The 17,906-nt window shown below is 66.2% G+C and carries 14 protein-coding genes; 7 read left to right on the forward strand and 7 right to left on the reverse strand.

From position 1 onward, the window contains the following. Positions 1 to 164 precede the first annotated feature (164 nt). Together MG068_RS12050 and MG068_RS12055 are read left to right on the forward strand one after the other, a co-directional pair. Positions 165 to 2,324: a TonB-dependent receptor plug domain-containing protein gene (locus MG068_RS12050; RefSeq protein ID WP_132810305.1), complete on the forward strand. Its 2,160-nt coding sequence runs from the start codon at positions 165 to 167 to the stop codon at positions 2,322 to 2,324. Continuing rightward, on the forward strand, positions 2,314 to 2,862 hold the full coding sequence (locus tag MG068_RS12055) for a thioredoxin-like domain-containing protein (RefSeq protein ID WP_132810306.1): 549 nt from the start codon (positions 2,314 to 2,316) through the stop codon (positions 2,860 to 2,862). Before MG068_RS12050 ends, MG068_RS12055 begins: the two co-directional genes overlap by 11 nt. 67 nt (positions 2,863 to 2,929) lie before the next feature. Here MG068_RS12055 and mntR read toward each other — a convergent pair whose 3' ends face one another. Next, on the reverse strand, positions 2,930 to 3,400 hold the full coding sequence (mntR, locus tag MG068_RS12060; protein ID WP_101765630.1) for a manganese-binding transcriptional regulator MntR: 471 nt from the start codon (positions 3,398 to 3,400) through the stop codon (positions 2,930 to 2,932). Between the two features lie 117 nt (positions 3,401 to 3,517). On the opposite strand from mntR, the gene MG068_RS12065 reads away from it, so the two are divergent. Beyond that, positions 3,518 to 4,849 carry an Nramp family divalent metal transporter gene (locus MG068_RS12065; protein WP_132810307.1) on the forward strand — a complete coding sequence of 444 codons (1,332 nt, stop codon included), beginning with the start codon at positions 3,518 to 3,520 and terminating at the stop codon, positions 4,847 to 4,849. 113 nt (positions 4,850 to 4,962) lie between these two features. Here the strand turns inward: MG068_RS12065 and MG068_RS12070 are convergent, their stop codons facing one another. The 4 genes from MG068_RS12070 to MG068_RS12085 form a co-directional block, all read right to left on the reverse strand. Continuing rightward, positions 4,963 to 5,289 carry a thioredoxin family protein gene (locus tag MG068_RS12070; protein WP_132810308.1) on the reverse strand — a complete coding sequence of 109 codons (327 nt, stop codon included), beginning with the start codon at positions 5,287 to 5,289 and terminating at the stop codon, positions 4,963 to 4,965. Next, positions 5,261 to 5,728, reverse strand: coding sequence for a flavodoxin (locus MG068_RS12075; RefSeq protein ID WP_132810309.1), 468 nt, complete (start codon positions 5,726 to 5,728; stop codon positions 5,261 to 5,263). The genes MG068_RS12070 and MG068_RS12075 overlap by 29 nt, the downstream gene beginning before the upstream one ends. 25 nt (positions 5,729 to 5,753) lie before the next feature. After that, positions 5,754 to 6,794, reverse strand: coding sequence for a ribonucleotide-diphosphate reductase subunit beta (locus MG068_RS12080; RefSeq protein ID WP_024957408.1), 1,041 nt, complete (start codon positions 6,792 to 6,794; stop codon positions 5,754 to 5,756). A 147-nt stretch (positions 6,795 to 6,941) separates the two neighbouring features. Continuing rightward, entirely contained in the window at positions 6,942 to 9,305 is a 2,364-nt protein-coding gene (locus tag MG068_RS12085; protein ID WP_132810310.1) for a ribonucleoside-diphosphate reductase subunit alpha, read from the reverse strand. Between the two features lie 431 nt (positions 9,306 to 9,736). Here MG068_RS12085 and MG068_RS12090 point away from each other — a divergent pair, with 431 nt between their 5' ends. Both MG068_RS12090 and MG068_RS12095 read left to right on the forward strand, forming a co-directional pair. Then, on the forward strand, positions 9,737 to 10,714 hold the full coding sequence (locus MG068_RS12090; protein ID WP_049400603.1) for a zinc-binding dehydrogenase: 978 nt from the start codon (positions 9,737 to 9,739) through the stop codon (positions 10,712 to 10,714). Between the two features lie 245 nt (positions 10,715 to 10,959). Then, a complete protein-coding gene (locus MG068_RS12095; RefSeq protein ID WP_132810311.1) occupies positions 10,960 to 13,587 on the forward strand; it encodes a TonB-dependent receptor in 2,628 nt (875 codons plus the stop codon). 98 nt (positions 13,588 to 13,685) lie between these two features. Here the strand turns inward: MG068_RS12095 and betT are convergent, their stop codons facing one another. Together betT and MG068_RS12105 are read right to left on the reverse strand one after the other, a co-directional pair. Beyond that, the gene (betT, locus tag MG068_RS12100; RefSeq protein ID WP_049400600.1) at positions 13,686 to 15,665 is read right to left on the reverse strand and encodes a choline BCCT transporter BetT; all 1,980 of its coding nucleotides are present in this window, start codon (positions 15,663 to 15,665) and stop codon (positions 13,686 to 13,688) included. A 195-nt stretch (positions 15,666 to 15,860) separates the two neighbouring features. Further along, positions 15,861 to 16,241: a VOC family protein gene (locus MG068_RS12105; RefSeq protein WP_106468284.1), complete on the reverse strand. Its 381-nt coding sequence runs from the start codon at positions 16,239 to 16,241 to the stop codon at positions 15,861 to 15,863. A 151-nt stretch (positions 16,242 to 16,392) separates the two neighbouring features. On the opposite strand from MG068_RS12105, the gene MG068_RS12110 reads away from it, so the two are divergent. Continuing rightward, positions 16,393 to 16,911: a sigma-70 family RNA polymerase sigma factor gene (locus MG068_RS12110; protein WP_132810312.1), complete on the forward strand. Its 519-nt coding sequence runs from the start codon at positions 16,393 to 16,395 to the stop codon at positions 16,909 to 16,911. Continuing rightward, on the forward strand, positions 16,908 to 17,858 hold the full coding sequence (locus MG068_RS12115) for a FecR family protein (protein ID WP_132810313.1): 951 nt from the start codon (positions 16,908 to 16,910) through the stop codon (positions 17,856 to 17,858). Before MG068_RS12110 ends, MG068_RS12115 begins: the two co-directional genes overlap by 4 nt. Positions 17,859 to 17,906 lie beyond the last annotated feature (48 nt).

The raw sequence follows: 17,906 nt of genomic DNA on the forward strand, positions 1-17,906 counted from the left end.
TGTAATGTTATAACACCGTCGTCCGCGATGTTCTGATCCTGCTTCCGGCCTCGTGATTGCACGGACTTATTTATATAGCCATTGCTATATCTATGACCCTCTGCTTTCATATGCGTCAGCCAGGTCGCCCTCGCCGCCTTTCCTCTCCCAAGGACGACGCCCTCATGCCCGTTTCCAGACCCCTTTCCCGCCGGCTGCCTCTGGCTGCCGCCATTGCCCTGACCCTGCCGTTGCCCGTGCTGGCAGCCACACCAAAGCCGACCGAGCTGGACCGCGTGCAGGTCAAGGTCAGCACTGCCACCCGCAGCGAACGCCTGCTGTCCGATGTCCCGATCCGCACCGAAGTGCTGCGCAAGGAAGACATCGCGCTGCGCGCGGCCACCGACTTCTCGCGTGCCGCAGAGCTGATCAATGGCCTGCGCGTGGAAAGCAACTGCCAGAACTGCAACACCAGCGAGGTACAGCTGCTGGGCCTGCCCGGCGCCTACAACCAGTTGCTGTTCGATGGCATCCCGCTGCTGTCCACGCTGGGCAGCGTGTACGGCCTGGAACAGATTCCGGCCGGATTCGTCGACCGCATCGAAGTGGTCAAGGGCGGCGGCTCGGCGCTGTACGGCCCGGGCGCGGTGACCGGTGTGATCAACCTGATCCCGCCACTGCCGGCGCGCAGCGGTGGCCATGTGCAGGCCGGCGTGGATGTGCTGAAAGGCACGCCGCAGAAGAATGCCGATGTGCGCCTAGACCTGGTGGCCAAGGACGCCGACGCCGGGCTGTCGGTGATCGCCCAGCGCAACTGGAACAGTGGCATCGACTACAACGGTGACGGCTATACCGAGATCACCCGCAAGAATCTCAAGGTCGGCGGGCTGCAGGCCTGGTATGCGCCCACACCGGGCACACGGCTGCGCCTGGACCTGCAGGTGACCGATGAAACCCGCCGCGGCGGCAACCGCCTGGACCAGCCCGAGTACCTGGCCAACATCGCCGAATCGCTGGATACGAAGTACCGGCGCGGCAGCGTGTCGTGGGACCAGGAGATCAATGCCGACGTCGATTTCCGCCTGGCCTATGCCTTCGCCGACATCGACCGTGACAGCTTCTATGGCGGTCTGGGTGACGTGGTCACCGATCCCTCTGCCCCTGGCTATGACCCGTCGCAGCTGGACCCCAACGTCGCCGGCAGCGCGGCTTCGCGTTCGTGGCGCCAGTACGGCCGCACCCACAACCCGCTGCACTACATCGACAGCCAGTTGAACTGGCGGTTGGGGGCGCACGCGCTGGCCTTCGGCGTGCAGTACAAGCACGAGGCGCTGCGCGACGACAACCGCACCGGTGACGGCCAGCGGCTGGCAGTGCTGGAGGACGCTACTTTCCACAACCTGGGCGCCTTCATCCAGGACGAGTGGAGCCTGCGCGACAACGTCGACCTGGTGCTGGGTGCGCGCGTGGACAAGAGCTCGGAACTGGACAGCGCGGTGTTCTCGCCGCGCATCGCGCTGGCCTGGCAGGCCACGCCCAACCTGAAGTGGCGCGCCGGCATTGCCACCGGCTTCCGTGCCCCAGAGATCTTCGTCGAGGACGTACATGTCGATACGCTGGGTGGCGAACAGGTGCGCGTGCGCAACACCGACGGCCTGAAGGAAGAGCGCGCGTTGACCACCCTGTTCGGCTTCGACTGGCGATCGGACCCGGCCAATCCGGTGTGGAGCTGGGATGCCACTGCGTCCTATGCGCGCATCCGCGACACCTTCGCGCTGGGCGAGATCCAGCGCGGCGATGATGGCCAGCTCAGCCAGCTGCGCTACAACGCGTCCGGCTCCAATGTGCTGGGCGCAGAAACCAACCTCGGCTGGCAGCCGTCGCCGCAGTGGCGCCTGACCGCGGGTGCATCGTGGTACCGCTCGCGTTTCCGCGAACCGCAGCGCATCTTCGACGACACCGGCGACGGCGGCGACACCGTGATCGAAAGCCGGGACTACCTGAAGACCCCACGCTGGACCGGCCTGGCCCAGCTCAGCTGGATGCCGGCCGAGCCGTGGGAGACCTTCGTCGCGCTGCGCCACACCGGGCCGATGTCGGTGCTGAACAACCGGCTGGGCGAACTGCACCGCACGCGTTCATTCCTGGTGACCGATCTGGGTGCGCGCTGGCACCGTCACCTGGGCGCGCAGGCGCAGCAGGAAGTGTCGGTGGCCGCAGGCGTCAAGAACGTGTTCGACCAGCGCCAGAAGGATCTGGAAGTGGGCGCGCTGCGGGACAGCGACTATGTCTATGGGCCGCGCTTCGCGCGCTCGTGGTACGTCAACCTGCGCTATGCGTTCTAAGTCACTACGAGCGTTGTTGCTGGCCTGTGCCGTCCTGCTGGCCGCACCGGCGATGGCTGCGGACCTGCACGCGCAGGTCTCGGCCTCGCTGATGCGGCCGGAACAGCGCTCGCTGCGGCCGATGCAATGGTCATCGCCACCGAAGCTGGTGGCGTTGTACTTCGGCGCCGACTGGTGCGCGCCCTGCCATGCCTTCGTACCCACACTGCGCAGCGTGCGTGACGCATTGCGCGAGGCCGGCGCCGATACCGAAGTGGTGTACGTCAGCCTGGATGAGAGCGAGGCCGCGCTGCGCCGCTACATGCACGCGCAGGACATGCCGTGGCCGGTGCTGGACCCGCGCCGTGCCGCGCGCATGCCGGCACTGCAGGCATTGGCCGGGCTGGCACCGCCGAATCTGGTGCTGATCGATGCCGACGGCAAGGTGCTGGCCAATGGTTGGCAAGGCCGGCGTTACGAAGGCCTGCAGCCCGTGTTGAAGGAATGGACGAAACGGGCGTGCGCGCAGCAGCAGGCCCATTGTCCGCCCGATCTGTAGAGTCGAGCCACGCTCGACTCATTCCATCACCGCGCGAACAGCCGCCGGGCATGGCCCGACGCAACCGTTACGGCGCCCCGCCCTCCGCCTTGCGCACGAACGCTTCGAACAGCGCCAGCGTCTGCTCGCTTACATGGTGCTCGATACCCTCGGCATCGCGCCGCGCGGTATCCGGGTCCACGCCCAGCGCCAGCAGGAAACGCTCCACGGTCTGATGGCGCTGGCGGCTGGCATGCGCCAGCGCCTCGCCTTCCGAGGTCAGGAACACGCCGCGGTACGGCCGCTGCACCACCCAACCGTCGCGGGCCAGCCGCCGCAGCATCTTCGCCACGGTGGGCTGGGCTACGCCCAGGCGGGTGGCGATGTCGACCTGGCGGGCCTCGCCGCCGTCGGCCAGCAGATCCGAGATCAGTTCGACATAGTCCTCCACCAGCTCCATCCGGTGCGCCTCGCGCACTTGCCGGAAGCTCTCGACCTGGCGCTCGGCCTCGATCAAGGGGGTGCTTTTCAGCGATGTCGAATCGTCGGTCTTGCCCACGCCTGCGCCTGTCCTTCCGGTGTACTCCGGTGTTGAACCTGAATTCTGGACCAGTAACGCGATAAAGACGATTGTTTCACATTGCTAATGACTATAGCAGGAGCTATATTCGAACCCATGAACACGCTGGCGCCCCGCGACCCTTCGGCCTCCACTCCGGCCAGCCTGGGTGCGCTCAACGCCTCGGTGGCGGTGCCCGACAAGGGCCACTGGTGGTTCCGCCTGCTGGCCTTCCTCGGCCCCGGCTACATGATCTCGGTCGGCTACATGGACCCCGGCAACTGGGCCACCGACCTCGCCGGCGGTTCGCGCTTCGGCTACCTGCTGCTGTCGGTCATCCTCATTTCCAACCTGATGGCGGTGATCCTGCAGGCGCTGTCGGCGCGGCTCGGCATCGCTACCGGCATGGACCTGGCGCAGGCCTGCCGTGCCCGCTACCCGAAGCCGGTGAACCTGGCGTTATGGGCGCTGTGCGAGGCGGCGATCATCGCCTGCGACCTGGCCGAGGTGATCGGCACCGCGATCGCGCTGAAGCTGCTGTTCGACCTGCCGTTGCTGTGGGGCGCGGTGATCACCGCGCTGGACACGCTGCTGGTGCTGCTGCTGATGAACCGCGGTTTCCGTGCGCTGGAAGCCTTCGTGATCGCATTGCTGATGGTGATCTTCGGCTGCTTCGTGGTGCAGATCGCGCTGGCCGCACCGCCGGTGATGGCGGTGCTGGGCGGCTTCATTCCGCGTGCGCAGGTGGTGACCGATCCGCACGCGCTGTACATCGCGATCGGCATCATCGGTGCCACGGTGATGCCGCACAATCTCTACCTGCATTCGTCCATCGTGCAGACCCGCGCTTACCCGCGTACCGATGACGGTCGCCGCAGCGCGCTGCGCTGGGCGGTCACCGACAGCACCATTGCGCTGACCCTCGCATTGTTCATCAACGCCAGCATCCTGATCCTGGCGGCGGCGGTGTTCCATGCCAATGGCCGATTCGACGTGGAGGACATCGAGCAGGCACACCAGCTGCTGGCGCCGATGCTGGGCGTGGGCGCGGCGGCGACGTTGTTTGCGATCGCGCTGCTGGCCTCCGGCCTGAACTCGACGGTGACGGCGACGCTGGCCGGCCAGATCGTGATGGAAGGCTTCCTGCACCTGCGCCTGCCACCGTGGCTGCGGCGGCTGATCACGCGTGCACTGGCGATCATTCCGTTGGTGGTGGTGATCATGCTGTTCGGCGACCAGGGCGCGGTGAAGCTGCTGGTGCTGAGCCAGGTGGTGCTGTCGATGCAGCTGCCGTTCGCGATCATCCCGCTGGTGCGGATCGTGACCGACAAGGTGACGATGGGCGCCTTGGTAGCCCCGCGCTGGCTGGGCGCGATCGCCTGGGTGATCGCGCTGGTGATCGTGGCGCTGAACGTGAAGCTGCTGGTGGATACCTTCAGCGGCGGGTGATGCCAGATCCAGGGGTTGGACCCAGTAGATCCACGCCATGCGTGGATGCCTTTACACGATGCGGGGTCAGAGCCCTTGCCGCTGGCAAGGGATCCGACCCCACCATCTCCACGCTACAGATGCAACGCGATCGCGGCCTCGATCTGCTGAGGCGACTGGAACCCCGCCAGGCGCGTACGTTCGTCACCGTCACGGAACAGCGACAGCGTCGGCGTCTGCCGCAGCCCCAGCTCCCTGAAGAACGCCTCACCCAGCACTTCCAGCTGCACGCGCAGCAGGGTCGTGCCCTGCCCCGCCATGCTGTTGGCCACCCGGTGCAGCGACATCTCCAGCATCCGGCACCCCGGGCACTGGTCCTTGTGGAAATCCACCAGCACCCTAGGATGTTCGGCCAGCAGCTGCCGGAACTGCTCAGGCGTGGTGGCGTGGATGATCTGCATCGGTGTTGCTCCAATAGTGGGCCAGGACCGCGTCGGTCCAAGCCTCGATGGCCCCCGCATGGCGTTGGCCATGCGGCATCTGTTCGATTTCCAGCGGCGGATAGTCGCTGCGGAAGTAGCGGATCAGGCGGTGCACGGCGCCGCAGTAGTACTCCTGCCCCCACTGCGTTTCGCCGGTGCCGAACACCGCCAGCTGCCGCGGCCGCTCACCGCGTTCGGCAATACCGGCCACCCATGCCTTCATCTCCGACGGCGTTCGGCCGGCGTTGTCGGTCCAGCAGCCCAGCAGCACCAGGTCGGCCTCATCGGCCGCCAGCGGCGGCGCCTGGCGCAGGTCGTCAGCCTCCTGCCAGTGAACCGAATGACCTGCGGCGCGGCAACGCTCGGCGATCTGCCGGCCGAGCTCGCGGGTGTTGCCGCTCAACGAGGCGACCACCACCAGGATGCTCAGCGCGGCGCCGGACTCACAGGTCGTCGAAGCCGTTGTCGACGTTGGTCTTCTTGTAACTTGCATTGCGCATCTCGAAGAAGTCGGTCTTGGTTTCGGTGAAGTTGTCGGCGTAGGCCTTGATCCACGGCATCACGTTGTCGGTGGTGTCGCTGTACAGGCGCTCGATGCCGAGCATGCCGGCCATCTTGTTGGCGCGGTACTTCACGTAGCGCACCATCTCGTCCACGTCGATGCCGTCGATACCGTCCAGCACCTCCGACGACCACTGCGTCTCCAGCTCGATCGCGTGTTCGAATGATTGGTGCACGTAGGCGGTCAGCTCGTTGGTCTGCAGCTCCGGGTTCTCGCCGATGATGGCGCGGATCAGCTCGCTGATGAACTTGGTATGCGCCAGCTCGTCACGGTTGATGAAGCTGATGATCTTGCCCGTACCGTTCATGCGGTTCTGCCGCACCATGTTGTAGAAGTAGGCGAAACCGGAATAGAAGTTGATGCCTTCCAGGATCGAGGACTGGATCAGCGACTTCAGCAGGGTCTCGGCGGTCTTCTCGCGCATGAAGTCGTCATACGCGCCCATGATCGGTGCGTTGCGCTTGATGATGGTCGGGTGGGTGCGGGCGATCTCGAAGATGCGGTTCTGGTTCGGCAGGTCGGTGATAGAGGCCAGCACGTAGCTGTAGCTCTCGTTATGGATCACTTCCTGCTGGCCGATGATCGCTGCATTGGCATGCGCGGCGGGATCGGTGATGTACTCGGCCACGTTGTAGATGAAGCGGGTCTGCGGTGAGTCGAGCGTGGCGAGCAGGCCGATGATCGAGTCGTAGGCGTTCTTTTCGCGTGCGTTGAGCTCGCCGTACTGGCGGGCATCGAGCTTCATGTCGACCTCGTCGGGAATCCAGAAATTGGTCGACAGCTCCTTGTAGGCCCGATAGAACGACGGGTACGGAATGTCGTTCCAGTTGAGGATGCCGCTGGTGCGGCCGTTGATGATGCCGGTGCTGCGGTTGGGATGGCGCGGTTCGAGGATCTTGATGCGGTCGAGGGGGGTTGCCATGGGTTTCTGCCTTCGTTCTCTTTCTATCGTGTTGCCGGCCAGCGGCCGGCACTACCGAAGATCGCGGGGTTGCCGGCCAGCGGCCGGCACTACCGAAGATCACGGGGTTGCCGGCCAGCGGCCGGCACTACCGTGGGTCGCCGGCGGTCAGCTGGAGCACCACTCGCATTCACTGATGTCGATGTCGTTGGAACGCACGTAGTAAGTGGTCTTCAGGCCTTCGCGCCAGGCGCTCAGGTGCAGCTCCAGCAGGGTGCTGGCGCGGATGGTGCTTGGCACGTACAGGTTGAAGCTGATCGACTGGTCGACGTGGCGCTGGCGGCGTGCGTTCTGGCGCACGCTGGCGAACTGGTCGACCTTGTAGGCGCCCTTCTCGTAGTACGGCCAGGTTTCCAGCGACAGGCCCGGCGCGGCCACCGGCCGCCGGAAATCCTTCTTTTCCTCGTAGTAGAACGCGCTGTAGATCGGGTCGATCGATGCGGTGGAACCGGCAATCTGCGCGGTGCTCATGTTCGGCGCCACCGCCAGCAGCCAGCCGTTGCGCAGGCCGTGCGTGGCGACCTCGCGGGCCAGGCTCTCCCAGGCCGCGCCGCTGTAGTCGCGGTCACTGAAGTAGCGTCCGTTGTGCCAGTCGCTGCCGGCGAACATCGGGTAGCTGCCCTTTTCCTTCGCCAGCTGCGCGCTGGCCTGGATGGTCAGGAAGTTGATGCGCTCGTAGAGGCGGTCGGCCAGCTCTTCGGCATCCGGCGATTCCCACTGGATCGCCTGCTGCGCCAGCAGGTGGTGCCAGCCGAACGTGCCCAGGCCGATGGCGCGGTACTTGCGGTTGGTGATCGTGGCCTGCGGTACCGGCAATGCGTTGAGGTCGATCACGTTGTCGAGCATGCGCACCTGGATCGGGATCAGGCGTTCCAGCACGTCGGTGGCCAGCAGGTCATCCGGCGCACTGATCGCACGTCCGAGGTTGATCGAGGACAGGTTGCAGACCACGAAGTCACCGGCGCGGCGCGTAGTCACGATCTGGTCGCCGCTGACGATCTCCTGGATCATCCGCGTCGGGCTCATGTTCTGCAGGATCTCGGTGCACAGGTTGCTGGAATAGATCATGCCCGCGTGCTTGTTCGGGTTCCGGCGGTTGACCTCGTCGCGGTAGAACAGGAACGGGTTGCCGGTCTCCAGCTGGCTGAGCATGATCCGCTTGAACAGATCGATGGCCTTCACCGTGCGGCGGCTGATGCGCTCATCGGCCACCAGCTCGGCGTAGCGGTCGCGGAAGCTGCCAGAACCACGCTTCTCGTCGTAGAAGTCCTGCAGGTACCAGCCCTTGGCCTGCTTCACCTCGTGCGGATCGAACAGGTACCAGTCGGCGCGACGTTCGACCGCTTCCATGAACAGGTCCGGCACGCAGACCGAAGTGAACACATCGTGCGCGCGCAGGCGCTGGTCGCCGTTGTTGAGGCGCAGGTCCATGAAGGCTTCGATATCGCGGTGCCAGATGTCCAGGTACACCGCCACCGCGCCCTTGCGCTGGCCGAGCTGATCAACCGACACCGCAGTGTTGTTGAGCTGCTTGATCCACGGCACCACGCCACCGGAGGAATTGGCCACGCCACGGATCGGCGCGCCGCTGCTGCGCACATAGCCCAGATAGGCACCAACGCCGCCGCCGTGCTTGGACACGCGGGCGATATCGGTATTGGAGTCATAGATGCCCTGCAGGCTGTCGTCCACCGTGTCGATGAAGCAGCTGGACAACTGGCCGCCGACCTTGCCGGCATTGGCCAACGTCGGCGTGGCCACCGTCATGTACAGGTTGGACAGCGCCCAGTACGCCTCGCCGACCAGCTGCATGCGCCGCTCACGCGGCTTTTCCTCCTGCATCAGGTACAGCGCGATGGTCAGCCAGCGCTCCTGCGGCAGTTCATAGACCTCACGGCTGCGGTCGCTGGCCAGGTAGCGCGTGGCCAGCAGGTACAGGCCGTTGTAGGCGAACAGGCGATCGCGCTCCGGGTCGATCATTTCGCCGGCCTGCTGCAGCTCTTCCTTGGAATAGCAGCGCAGGATGTCGTTGCTGTAGATGCCGCGGTCGGCCAGGCTTTCCTGCAGGCCCACGTAGGAACCGTACTTCAGTCCAACGTCGTAGAAGCGGTTGCGGCTGGCGCGCTTGTACAGGCGGCGCAGGTAGATGCGTGCGGCAAACTGTTCCCACTCCGGCGCGACCAGGTCCACGCGCGATTCGGCCTCGCGGATCAGCAGATCGACCAGATCATCGGCGCTGATGCTCGGTTTGCGTTCGACCATCGACTGCACCACGCGGCGGTAGTCGCTCACATCCAGCTGCGGGAACTCGGCATGCACGGCGTCGATGCTGCGCTGCAGGCGCTCGGCCTCGAACGGCAGGCGACGATTGCCAGCCTCCTTGGTGATCCAGGTCGGCACGCGCTCGCCACCGGCGCGCAAGGCGTCGCCAGCGCCGGCCAGATCGGCCACGCGGAAGGTACTGTCGGTCATGGTGGTGAAACTCCAGGCTCGCACGCGCGTTGGCGGTCGATGCCATGGCGGCCCTGCACGCGATACCGGCGCACGGGGCGAACGGGTGGATTGCCAAGGCACGGGAACGTAGGTCGTCGGCATCTGCCTGCGCCTGCGGCCGGTATCCGGGCCGTGGGGGCGACCTGCGTCCGCACGGTGGCGGCCGCGTCGACACGGCAAGCCTTCAGGGGCGGGCCGCGGGACGTTTGCTGCATGTCCGGCGGCGGCGGCTGACCGGGAGTGACGGACACAACATAGTGGGGATATTCCAGCCCGTCAACACAAGATGCGGTAATCAACACATGTCGCGACGATCAGTCGCAGGATGCCGTGTTGCACCTGCGGCGCCTTGTCGACAGCGCCTTCGTCCCCAGTTCGGTACAACATCAACTTTCCCCGGAACACCGCCCATGCGCGCTGCCCAGTACCCCTCCTTCGGCGACCCGGCCGACGTCCTTGCCATTGCCGATGCCGCCCTGCCCGAGCCCGGCCCCGGCGAGGTGCGCATCCGCACCGTGCTGGCCTCCATCCACAATCACGACCTGCTGACCGTGCGCGGCCTGTATGGCTACAAGCCAACGCTGCCGGCGATCGGGGGCAGTGAAGCACTGGGCGTGGTCGATGCACTTGGCGACGGCGTCGACGGCCTGCAGATCGGCCAGCGGGTTGCCGCCGCCTCGGTGCACGGCACCTGGGCCGAGGCCTTCATCGCCCCGGCACGCATGGTGATTCCGATGCCGGAGGCGATCCCGGACGAAATGGCCGCGCAGCTGATCGCGATGCCGCTGAGCGCGCTGATGCTGCTGGAATTCCTGCACGTCGAAGCAGGCCAGTGGATCGTGCAGAACACCGCCAACGGCGCGGTGGGCAAATCGCTGGCGATGCTGGCGCGGGCGCGTGGCGTGCATGTGGCCAACCTGGTGCGCAATGCCGATGCGGTCGCACAGTTGAAAGTGCTGGGCATCGATCATGTGTTCGACACCTCGGTGGACGGCTGGAAGGATCGCGTGCGTGAGGCGACCGGCGAAGCGCAGGCCGCGGCCGCGGTGGATTCCATTGGCGGCGACGCCAGCGGCGATCTGGTCGACCTGCTTGGCCACCACGGCACCCTGGTGTCGTTCGGTGTGATGAGCGGCGAGCCGATGCGCATTCCCGCCGGCGGCCTGATCTACAAGGAAGCCACGGTGAAGGGCTTCTGGGGCAGCAAGGTCAGCCAGGCGATGGCGGTGGAGGACAAGCGCCGGCTGGTTGGCGAACTGCTGAAGCGCGCGGCGAGCGGCGAACTGACCCTGCCGGTGGAGCAGATCTTCGCACTGGACGACATCGCCCAGGCGGCAAAGGCCGGTGCGGGTTCGGGCCGCAATGGCAAGGTGCTGCTGCGGCCGTGATGGGCTGGCACTGCCTTCTGTAGAGCCGAGCCATGCTCGGCTGCTTTCCTGTCAGTGTGCGGAGCCGAGCGTAGGCTCGGCTCTACAGGAGCGTGCGGACCAACGGTCCGCACCCACCGAGAGCAAGAAGCAGCCACTTCGTTAAGAACCTGTGATGTATAACTGAATGCGCTTTCGTCATTGGAAGGCGCACGTGGCTGCGTGCGGTACTGACGGCTCCTCCCCCGTTCGGCGTTGTCGCTTCCATGTACCGCACCACCCTGAACCTGCTTGCCGGCGCGATCGCGCTGGGCCTCACCGCCGGCGCTGCCGGCGCCGCTGAAACCGCCGATTCCGGCAAGGACAGCACCACCTTCGGCACCGTGCTGGTGACCGGCTCCAACATCAAGCGCAGCGATACCGCCGGGCCCAACCCGGTGCAGATCGTGAGCCGCGAACAGATCGAACAGACCGGTCGTTCCACCCTCACCGACGTGCTGCGCAACCTGTCGGCCAATGCCGGCAACAGCTTCGACGAGCAGTACACCGGCAGCTTCGCCGCCGGTTCTGCATCAATCGGCCTGCGCGGCCTGTCGCCGAAGAACACGCTGGTGCTGGTCAACGGCTACCGCGTCTCCAACTTCGGCTTCGCGCTCAACACCCAGGACACCTTCGTCGACCTCAATGCGCTGCCGATCAGTGCGGTCGAGCGCATCGAAGTGCTGAAGGATGGCGCCTCGGCGGTGTACGGCTCCGACGCCATCGCTGGCGTCATCAACATCATCCTGCGCAGGAACTTCCAGGGCGTGGAAGTCGGCGGCGGCTTCGGTACCGCCACCCAGGGCGGCCTCGACGAACGCAAGGCCAACCTGCTGGCCGGCTTCGGTGATCTGGAACAGCAGGGCTGGAACGTGCTGTTCGGGCTGGACCTGCTCAAGCGCGACCGCCTCGATGGCGATGATCGTGCCTATACCCGCAGCGGCGATTTCCGCGACAAGCCCGGTGGTCGCCTTGCCGGCTGGTCCACTGCCGGTGGCAACTGGCTGAGCAACCCGCGTGCGCCGCAACCGTTCGGCAACTGCCCCGACGGCAGCCAGCTGCGCCCGTACAGCGACTTCGGCAGCACCCTGCCCGGCCAGGCCTGCGCCTTCAATGCGCAGCCGTTCAAGACCCTGCAGCCCGGCGCCGAGCGCCTGCAGGCGTCGCTGAGTGCGACCTACCGCTTCAATGACAGCGTCGAAGCGTTTGCCGATGTGTTGTACAGCCACAACAAGGCCGACCAGATCTTCAGCGCGCCGTTGACCGTCGGCCCCGGCCTGCGCGCCTACAACCCGGCCACCGGCACCCTGATCGATGTGCCGGCGGTGCTGCCGGTCGGCCACCCGAACAACCCGGGCAGCACGCCGCTGCCGTTCGAGTACACCTTCTTCGATCTCGGCCCACGCCTGAAGGACAATACCCAGGTGTTCTACCGTGCCCTGGCCGGGGTGCGCGGCAGTGGCGAGCGCTGGGATTGGGAAGTGGCAGCGCTGACCTCGCAGAGTGCACAGCGCGAGTACGTCGACAACTTCGTCAACCGCTACGCGTTCGAGCAGATCCTGCGCGATGGCAGCTACAACTTCCTCAACCCGTCCAGCACGCCGGGGGCGCTGGATGCCCTGCGCCTGCAGACCAAGCGACCGGGCTGGTACAAGCTGCACTCATTGAACGTCAAAGCATCGACCTCTCTGTGGGAACTGCCGGCCGGCACGGTCGGCTTCGCCTGGGGTGCCGAGTTCCGCAAGGAATCGCTGGATGCGCGTACCAGTGCGCAGGTACTGTCGGGCACCGAACTGCGCCCGGCCATCAACGTGGTCAACGGCGAGCGCCAGGTCAGTGCCGCCTACGCCGAACTGAGCGTGCCACTGCACCGCACGCTGGAACTGCAGCTGGCCGGTCGCGGCGACCACTACGATGATTTCGGCAAAGCGTTCTCGCCGAAAGTGGCGCTGCGCTGGCAGCCGCTGGACAGCCTGCTGCTGCGCGGCTCGTTCTCGCGTGGTTTCCGCGCCCCCTCGCTGCCGGAGATCGCGCCGGGCCAGACCGTCAGCTACGGCTCGGTAATCGATCCGCTGGATCCGCTGCAGCCCGGTGGCAGCCGTGGCGTGACCAACATCCGCACCGGCAACCCGGACCTGAAGGCCGAGCGCTCGCGCAACTTCAACGTGGGCGCGGTGTGGTCGCCGGATGGCGACACCAGCATCGGCCTGGACTGGTACCGCATCGAGCAGGACAACCTGGTCAAGCCGGACAGTGCGCAGTTCATCGTCGACAACCCGACACTGTTCCCCGGGCGTGTGCAACGTGATGCACAGGGGCGCATCACGTTCATCACCAACCAGTACGCCAACCAGGGCGAACTGACCACCTCGGGCCTGGACCTGGACGCCAACCACACCTTCCGCACGGATGGCTGGGGCAGCTTCACCGTGGCCGGCAGCTGGACACACCTGCTGAGCTTCAAGCAGCCGCTGGTGGCCGGCCAGGCACCGTACGAAGGGGCCGGCAACAACCGCCACGGCGCGCTGCCGCGTACGCGCGGCACCACCTCGTTGAACTGGGCGGTGGGCGACTGGAGCAGCACGCTGAGCCTGCAGTACGTGAGCGGCTACGACCAGCGCGTGGCGACAGCGACCAGCAACCCGGGGCTGCGCGACCGCATCAAGCCGTATCACCAGCTGGACCTGTACGTGGCGTACGAAGGCATCGCCAACACCACGTTGTCGCTGTCGGTGCTGAACCTGACCGACAAGGATCCGCCGTTCGACCCGGCGGGTGGCTCCAATGGCTTCGACATCAGCCAGTACAACCTGCGCGGGCAGTTCGTCTCGCTGGGCGCGCGCTACCGGTTCTGATGCGATATCGGGGCGGCGGTGATGCGCCGCCCCAATTGTGCTGCCGGCCAGCGGCCGGCACTACCACTGACCGCCGGGGCCAGCCCGGCGGTCGTGCATCAGCGGCTCAGGTGCAGGAACTGCAGGTGCCGTTCGTACTGGCTGATGATGTCGTTGATGATCTGCTTGCGGCTGTAGCCGACCAGGTCGTAGTCCTGGCTGCCTTCGAACAGGTGCACTTCAGCGCGGTAGTAGCGCTGGTTGCGCAGCTGCTGCGCGGCGAACGACGGCGTCAGATAGCCACTGAGGATCACCCGGTACAGGAAGTCCTGCTGCTCGCCGTGATTCACCGTCAACTCCATGTCGCCGGCCTCGAACCGCGTGGCCACATCCCAGCCCTGCCCGCGCAGCTGCTCGGCCACCGCCTCCATCGCTGGCTTCACGGTGTCGTCCATGAAGCGGTAGACCTGGTCGCGCACCGGGAAGTGCATGGCCTGGCTCAGGCGCTGGCGCCAGCCCTGGTGGTGGCGGTCGTCACCGATCAGCGGCGAGGGCCGGTACTGCAGCGCGCGCTTGCGGTGCGATTCGTCACTGAAGGCGCGGGTCAGGCCCCACATCATCAGCAACAACACCGCCGAGAACGGCAGCGACGCCAGCACCACCGCCGATTTCAGCGCATCGATGCTGCCGGCCAGCAGCAGGCCAGCGGTCAGCACCGCGATGACCGTGCCCCAGAACACGCGCAGCCAACGCGGACCATCATCCTCCGGCGCCCCGCCATGCGAGGACAACGTGGACAGCACCACCGCGCCGGAGTCAGCCGATGTCACGAAGAAAATGAAACTGACGAACACCGTCACCGCGATCACCGCCTTGCTCCACGGATACCCATCCAGCAGGGCATACAGCACGGTGGGTGGATCATCCACCGCCAGTTGCGCCAGTTGCTGCTGGCCATGGTGCAGCACCTGGTCCAGTGCACTGTTGCCGAAGATCGACAGCCACGCCAGGGTGAAGCCGAGCGGGATCAGCAGCACGCCGAACACGAATTCGCGGATGGTGCGGCCACGCGAGATGCGGGCGATGAACAGGCCGACGAACGGCGCCCAGCCGATCCACCAGGCCCAGTAGAACACCGTCCAGCCGCCCAGCCATTCCGGTCGGCCGCCATAGGCGTACACGTCGAAACTCTTGCCGACCACGCTGCCGAGGTAGTCGCCCAGGTTCTGCATCAGCGTGCTGAGCAGATACTGGGTGGGGCCGGCGCACAGCATGAACAGCACCAGCGCGATCGCCAGCAGCATGTTGATGTTGGCCATCCAGCGCACGCCCTTCTCCACGCCTGAAACGGCCACGGCCACCGCCGCGCCCATCATGCTGACCACCAGGATGATCTGCACCAGGTTGGAGTGCGGGATGTTGAACAGGTGCGACAGGCCGGCGTTGAGGTGCAGCACGCCGAAGCCCATGTCGGCGCCGATGCCGAACACGGTGGCGACAATGCCCAGTGCGTCCACGGTGTAGCCGATCGGGCCATTGATGCGCTTCCCGATCAGCGGGTACAGCGCCGAACGCAGCGCCAGCGGCAGGTTGTGGCGGTAGGCGAAGTAGGCCATCGCCATCGCCGCCAGCGCGAACACGCCCCACCCATGCAGGCCCCAATGCAGGAACAGCAGCTGCATGGCCTGGCGCGCGCCGGCCTCGCCCGCGGCCGGATCGCCCTGCGGCGGCTGCAGGTAGTGGGTCAGTGGTTCGGAGACGCAGAAGAAGAACAGGGTGATGCTGATGCCAGCGGCGAACAGCATGCCGGCCCAGGAAAGGTAGCTGAACTCCGGCTCGTCATGGTCGGCGCCGAGCTTGATGCCACCGTACTTGGACAGCGCCACGCCGACCACGAACACCAGGTACAGGGTCATCGCCAGCAGGTAGTACCAGCCGACATTGAGTGCGGCCCAGTCCTGCGCCTTGACCAGAAGGCGGCCCGCACCGAGCGGGAACAGACTGACGAACAGCGCGAACGCCACGACAACGATCGCCGCGAAGGCGAACACAGGTCGAAGGGTGCGCACCGGGGATTGTTGCGGCTCCAGTACTTCCATGGGGCGGCGTTCTCCGGTAGATCAAAGGGTTAGCCGACCGATTCTGGCTGAATCGCAGTGGACAGAGCATGAAGTTGCGGCCTGCGGTCGCAGGCTCGGCCCACCATTCCGTGTTATCACGCGCGCGCCGAAGCGTGCCTGCGAGCGCAGCCGCGCGCGGACCGCGTGCATCGCGGCCACGCGCGTACTGTCCAATCACGACATCACATGCACCGCGCACAGCTTGTTGCCATCCGGGTCGCGCAGGTAGGCCAGGAACAGCTGGCGCCCGGCCATGGTGCGGATGCCGGCCGGGTCTTCGATGGCGGTGCCGCCATGGGCCACGCCCGCATCCTGCCAGCCACGCACGGCCTCGGCGCTGTCGAGGGTGAAACCAATCGTGCCGCCGTTGGCATGGCACGCCGGCTGCCCATCAATCGGTGCAGTGACGATGAACATGCGGCCGTCCTTGAAGTACACCAGCCGACCCTTGTCATCGAAGACACCCGGACGGGCGCCCAATGCGGTGAACAGGGCATCGTAGAAGCGATGCGCGACGTCCATATCGTTCGTTCCGACGGTGATGTGACTGAACATGCGGGCACTCCTTGTGGAAAGACCGCAGTGTCGGCGAGCCCGGCGGGCATCGCAAATGCACGCCTCCGGCCTGCTGCCACGTGCGCAGGGTTTGTCGTACACCGCTCGATCACCCTATAATGGGAATCATTCTCATTAATGATCGATGCCGATGGCCGTGCCCGGCGCCTCCAGCACCGCGCTGGCGGGGTTCTACCGCGAACACCATGGCTGGCTGCTGGGCTGGCTGCGCCGCCGCACCCACAACGCCGACTGCGCTGCCGACCTGACCCAGGACACCTTCCTGCGCCTGCTCAGCCGTCGCGTCGATCCGTCCGAACTGCGCCTGCCGCGCGCCTACCTCAGCACCATCGCCCATGCGCTGCTGGTCAACCACTGGCAGCGTGCGGACCTGGAGCGCGCCTACCTGACGGCCTTGGCCGCGCAGCCGGAGCCGGTGCATCCATCGGCGGAAGAACGCACGCAGGCGTTGCAGCTGCTGCATGCCATCGCCGACATGCTGTCCGGCCTGGCCGAGCGGCCACGCCGTGCGTTCCTGCTGGCACGACTGTCTGGCCTGGGCTATGCGGAGATCGGCCAACAACTGGGCGTGTCCGAGCGCATGGTCAAGAAGTACATGGCGCAGGCGATGCTGCATTGCCTGCGCCTGTCCGGCGACGCGGCGGCATGAGTGCGGCATTGGCTGGCCCGGCCCTGGAGCAGGCGGCAGAGTGGTTCGCGCTGCGCGAGCAGGGCTGGACTGATGACGAGCAGTACCGCTGGCGCGCATGGCTGCAGGCTGATGCCGGCCACGCCGATGCGTGGCGTCGGGTCGAGTCGGTCTGGCAGTCCTTTGCGCCCCTGTCGGCGCCGGCCGCCGCCACCGCGCTGGATGCCGCAGGCCGTCGTCGCCGGCAGGCTCTGCGCAGCCTCGGTGGTGCACTTGGCATCGGCGCGGTTTCACTGCTGGGCCTGCATGGCCTGCAGGCGCAACGCGGCCTGCAGACGCAGCGCACCGTTGCCGGGCGCACCGGGCACTGGAGGCTGATTGATGGCAGCCAGTTGTGGCTCAACGCCGACAGCGAAGTCACCATCGACATCGACATCGGCAGCGGCCGCCGCGCCCTGCATCTGCTGCGTGGCGAGCTGCTGCTGCAAACCGGCCACCACCCTGCATTCACCGGCCTGCCGCTGACCGTGCATGTGCCGGGAGCACGCCTGCAGCCGATCGGCACCCGCTTCGCGGTCGGTCGTGAGGCGCAGGGCAGCCGCCTGGATGTGTTCGAGGGCGTGGTGCGCTGCCTGCCGATGTTCGGTGTGGCGCTGGATGTGGCTGCCGGAGGCGCGGTGCGGATCGGCCCGATGGGCGGGCTCACAACGGTCGCTGCCGATCCTCTGCGCGGTGACTGGCAGGACGGACGCCTGCAGGTACAGGACACGCCTTTGATCCGCGTCATCGATGAGCTGGCCCGCCACCATCAGGGCTATCTCGGTTGTGATCCGGCGCTCGCCGCATTGAAAGTCACGGCGGTACTGCCACGCCTGGACAGCACCCAGGCGCTGCATCTGCTGGCCCGTGCCCTGCCGATCCGTGTCGAGCAGCGCTGGCCGTGGTGGACCGTCGTGCGTCCGCTTTGAAATCGCGGTTCCCTTTCTGCGCGCTCACCGGGCACTACAAGGGAACCC

Origin of the sequence: Stenotrophomonas sp. ASS1, from assembly GCF_004346925.1 — a bacterium.
Taxonomy (GTDB): Bacteria; Pseudomonadota; Gammaproteobacteria; order Xanthomonadales; family Xanthomonadaceae; genus Stenotrophomonas; species Stenotrophomonas maltophilia_A.

Bases quoted from the DNA above. Each gene is read 5' to 3' on its own strand.
- MG068_RS12115 (WP_132810313.1), top strand. From the start codon at position 16,908: ATGAGTGCGGCATTGGCTGGCCCGGCCCTGGAGCAGGCGGCAGAGTGG.
- MG068_RS12050 (WP_132810305.1), top strand. From the start codon at position 165: ATGCCCGTTTCCAGACCCCTTTCCCGCCGGCTGCCTCTGGCTGCCGCC.
- MG068_RS12080 (WP_024957408.1), bottom strand. From the start codon at position 6,794: ATGGCAACCCCCCTCGACCGCATCAAGATCCTCGAACCGCGCCATCCC.
- MG068_RS12110 (WP_132810312.1), top strand. From the start codon at position 16,393: ATGGCCGTGCCCGGCGCCTCCAGCACCGCGCTGGCGGGGTTCTACCGC.
- betT (WP_049400600.1), bottom strand. From the start codon at position 15,665: ATGGAAGTACTGGAGCCGCAACAATCCCCGGTGCGCACCCTTCGACCT.
- MG068_RS12070 (WP_132810308.1), bottom strand. From the start codon at position 5,289: ATGCAGATCATCCACGCCACCACGCCTGAGCAGTTCCGGCAGCTGCTG.
- MG068_RS12090 (WP_049400603.1), top strand. From the start codon at position 9,737: ATGCGCGCTGCCCAGTACCCCTCCTTCGGCGACCCGGCCGACGTCCTT.
- MG068_RS12065 (WP_132810307.1), top strand. From the start codon at position 3,518: ATGAACACGCTGGCGCCCCGCGACCCTTCGGCCTCCACTCCGGCCAGC.
- MG068_RS12095 (WP_132810311.1), top strand. From the start codon at position 10,960: ATGTACCGCACCACCCTGAACCTGCTTGCCGGCGCGATCGCGCTGGGC.
- MG068_RS12085 (WP_132810310.1), bottom strand. From the start codon at position 9,305: ATGACCGACAGTACCTTCCGCGTGGCCGATCTGGCCGGCGCTGGCGAC.
- MG068_RS12105 (WP_106468284.1), bottom strand. From the start codon at position 16,241: ATGTTCAGTCACATCACCGTCGGAACGAACGATATGGACGTCGCGCAT.
- MG068_RS12055 (WP_132810306.1), top strand. From the start codon at position 2,314: ATGCGTTCTAAGTCACTACGAGCGTTGTTGCTGGCCTGTGCCGTCCTG.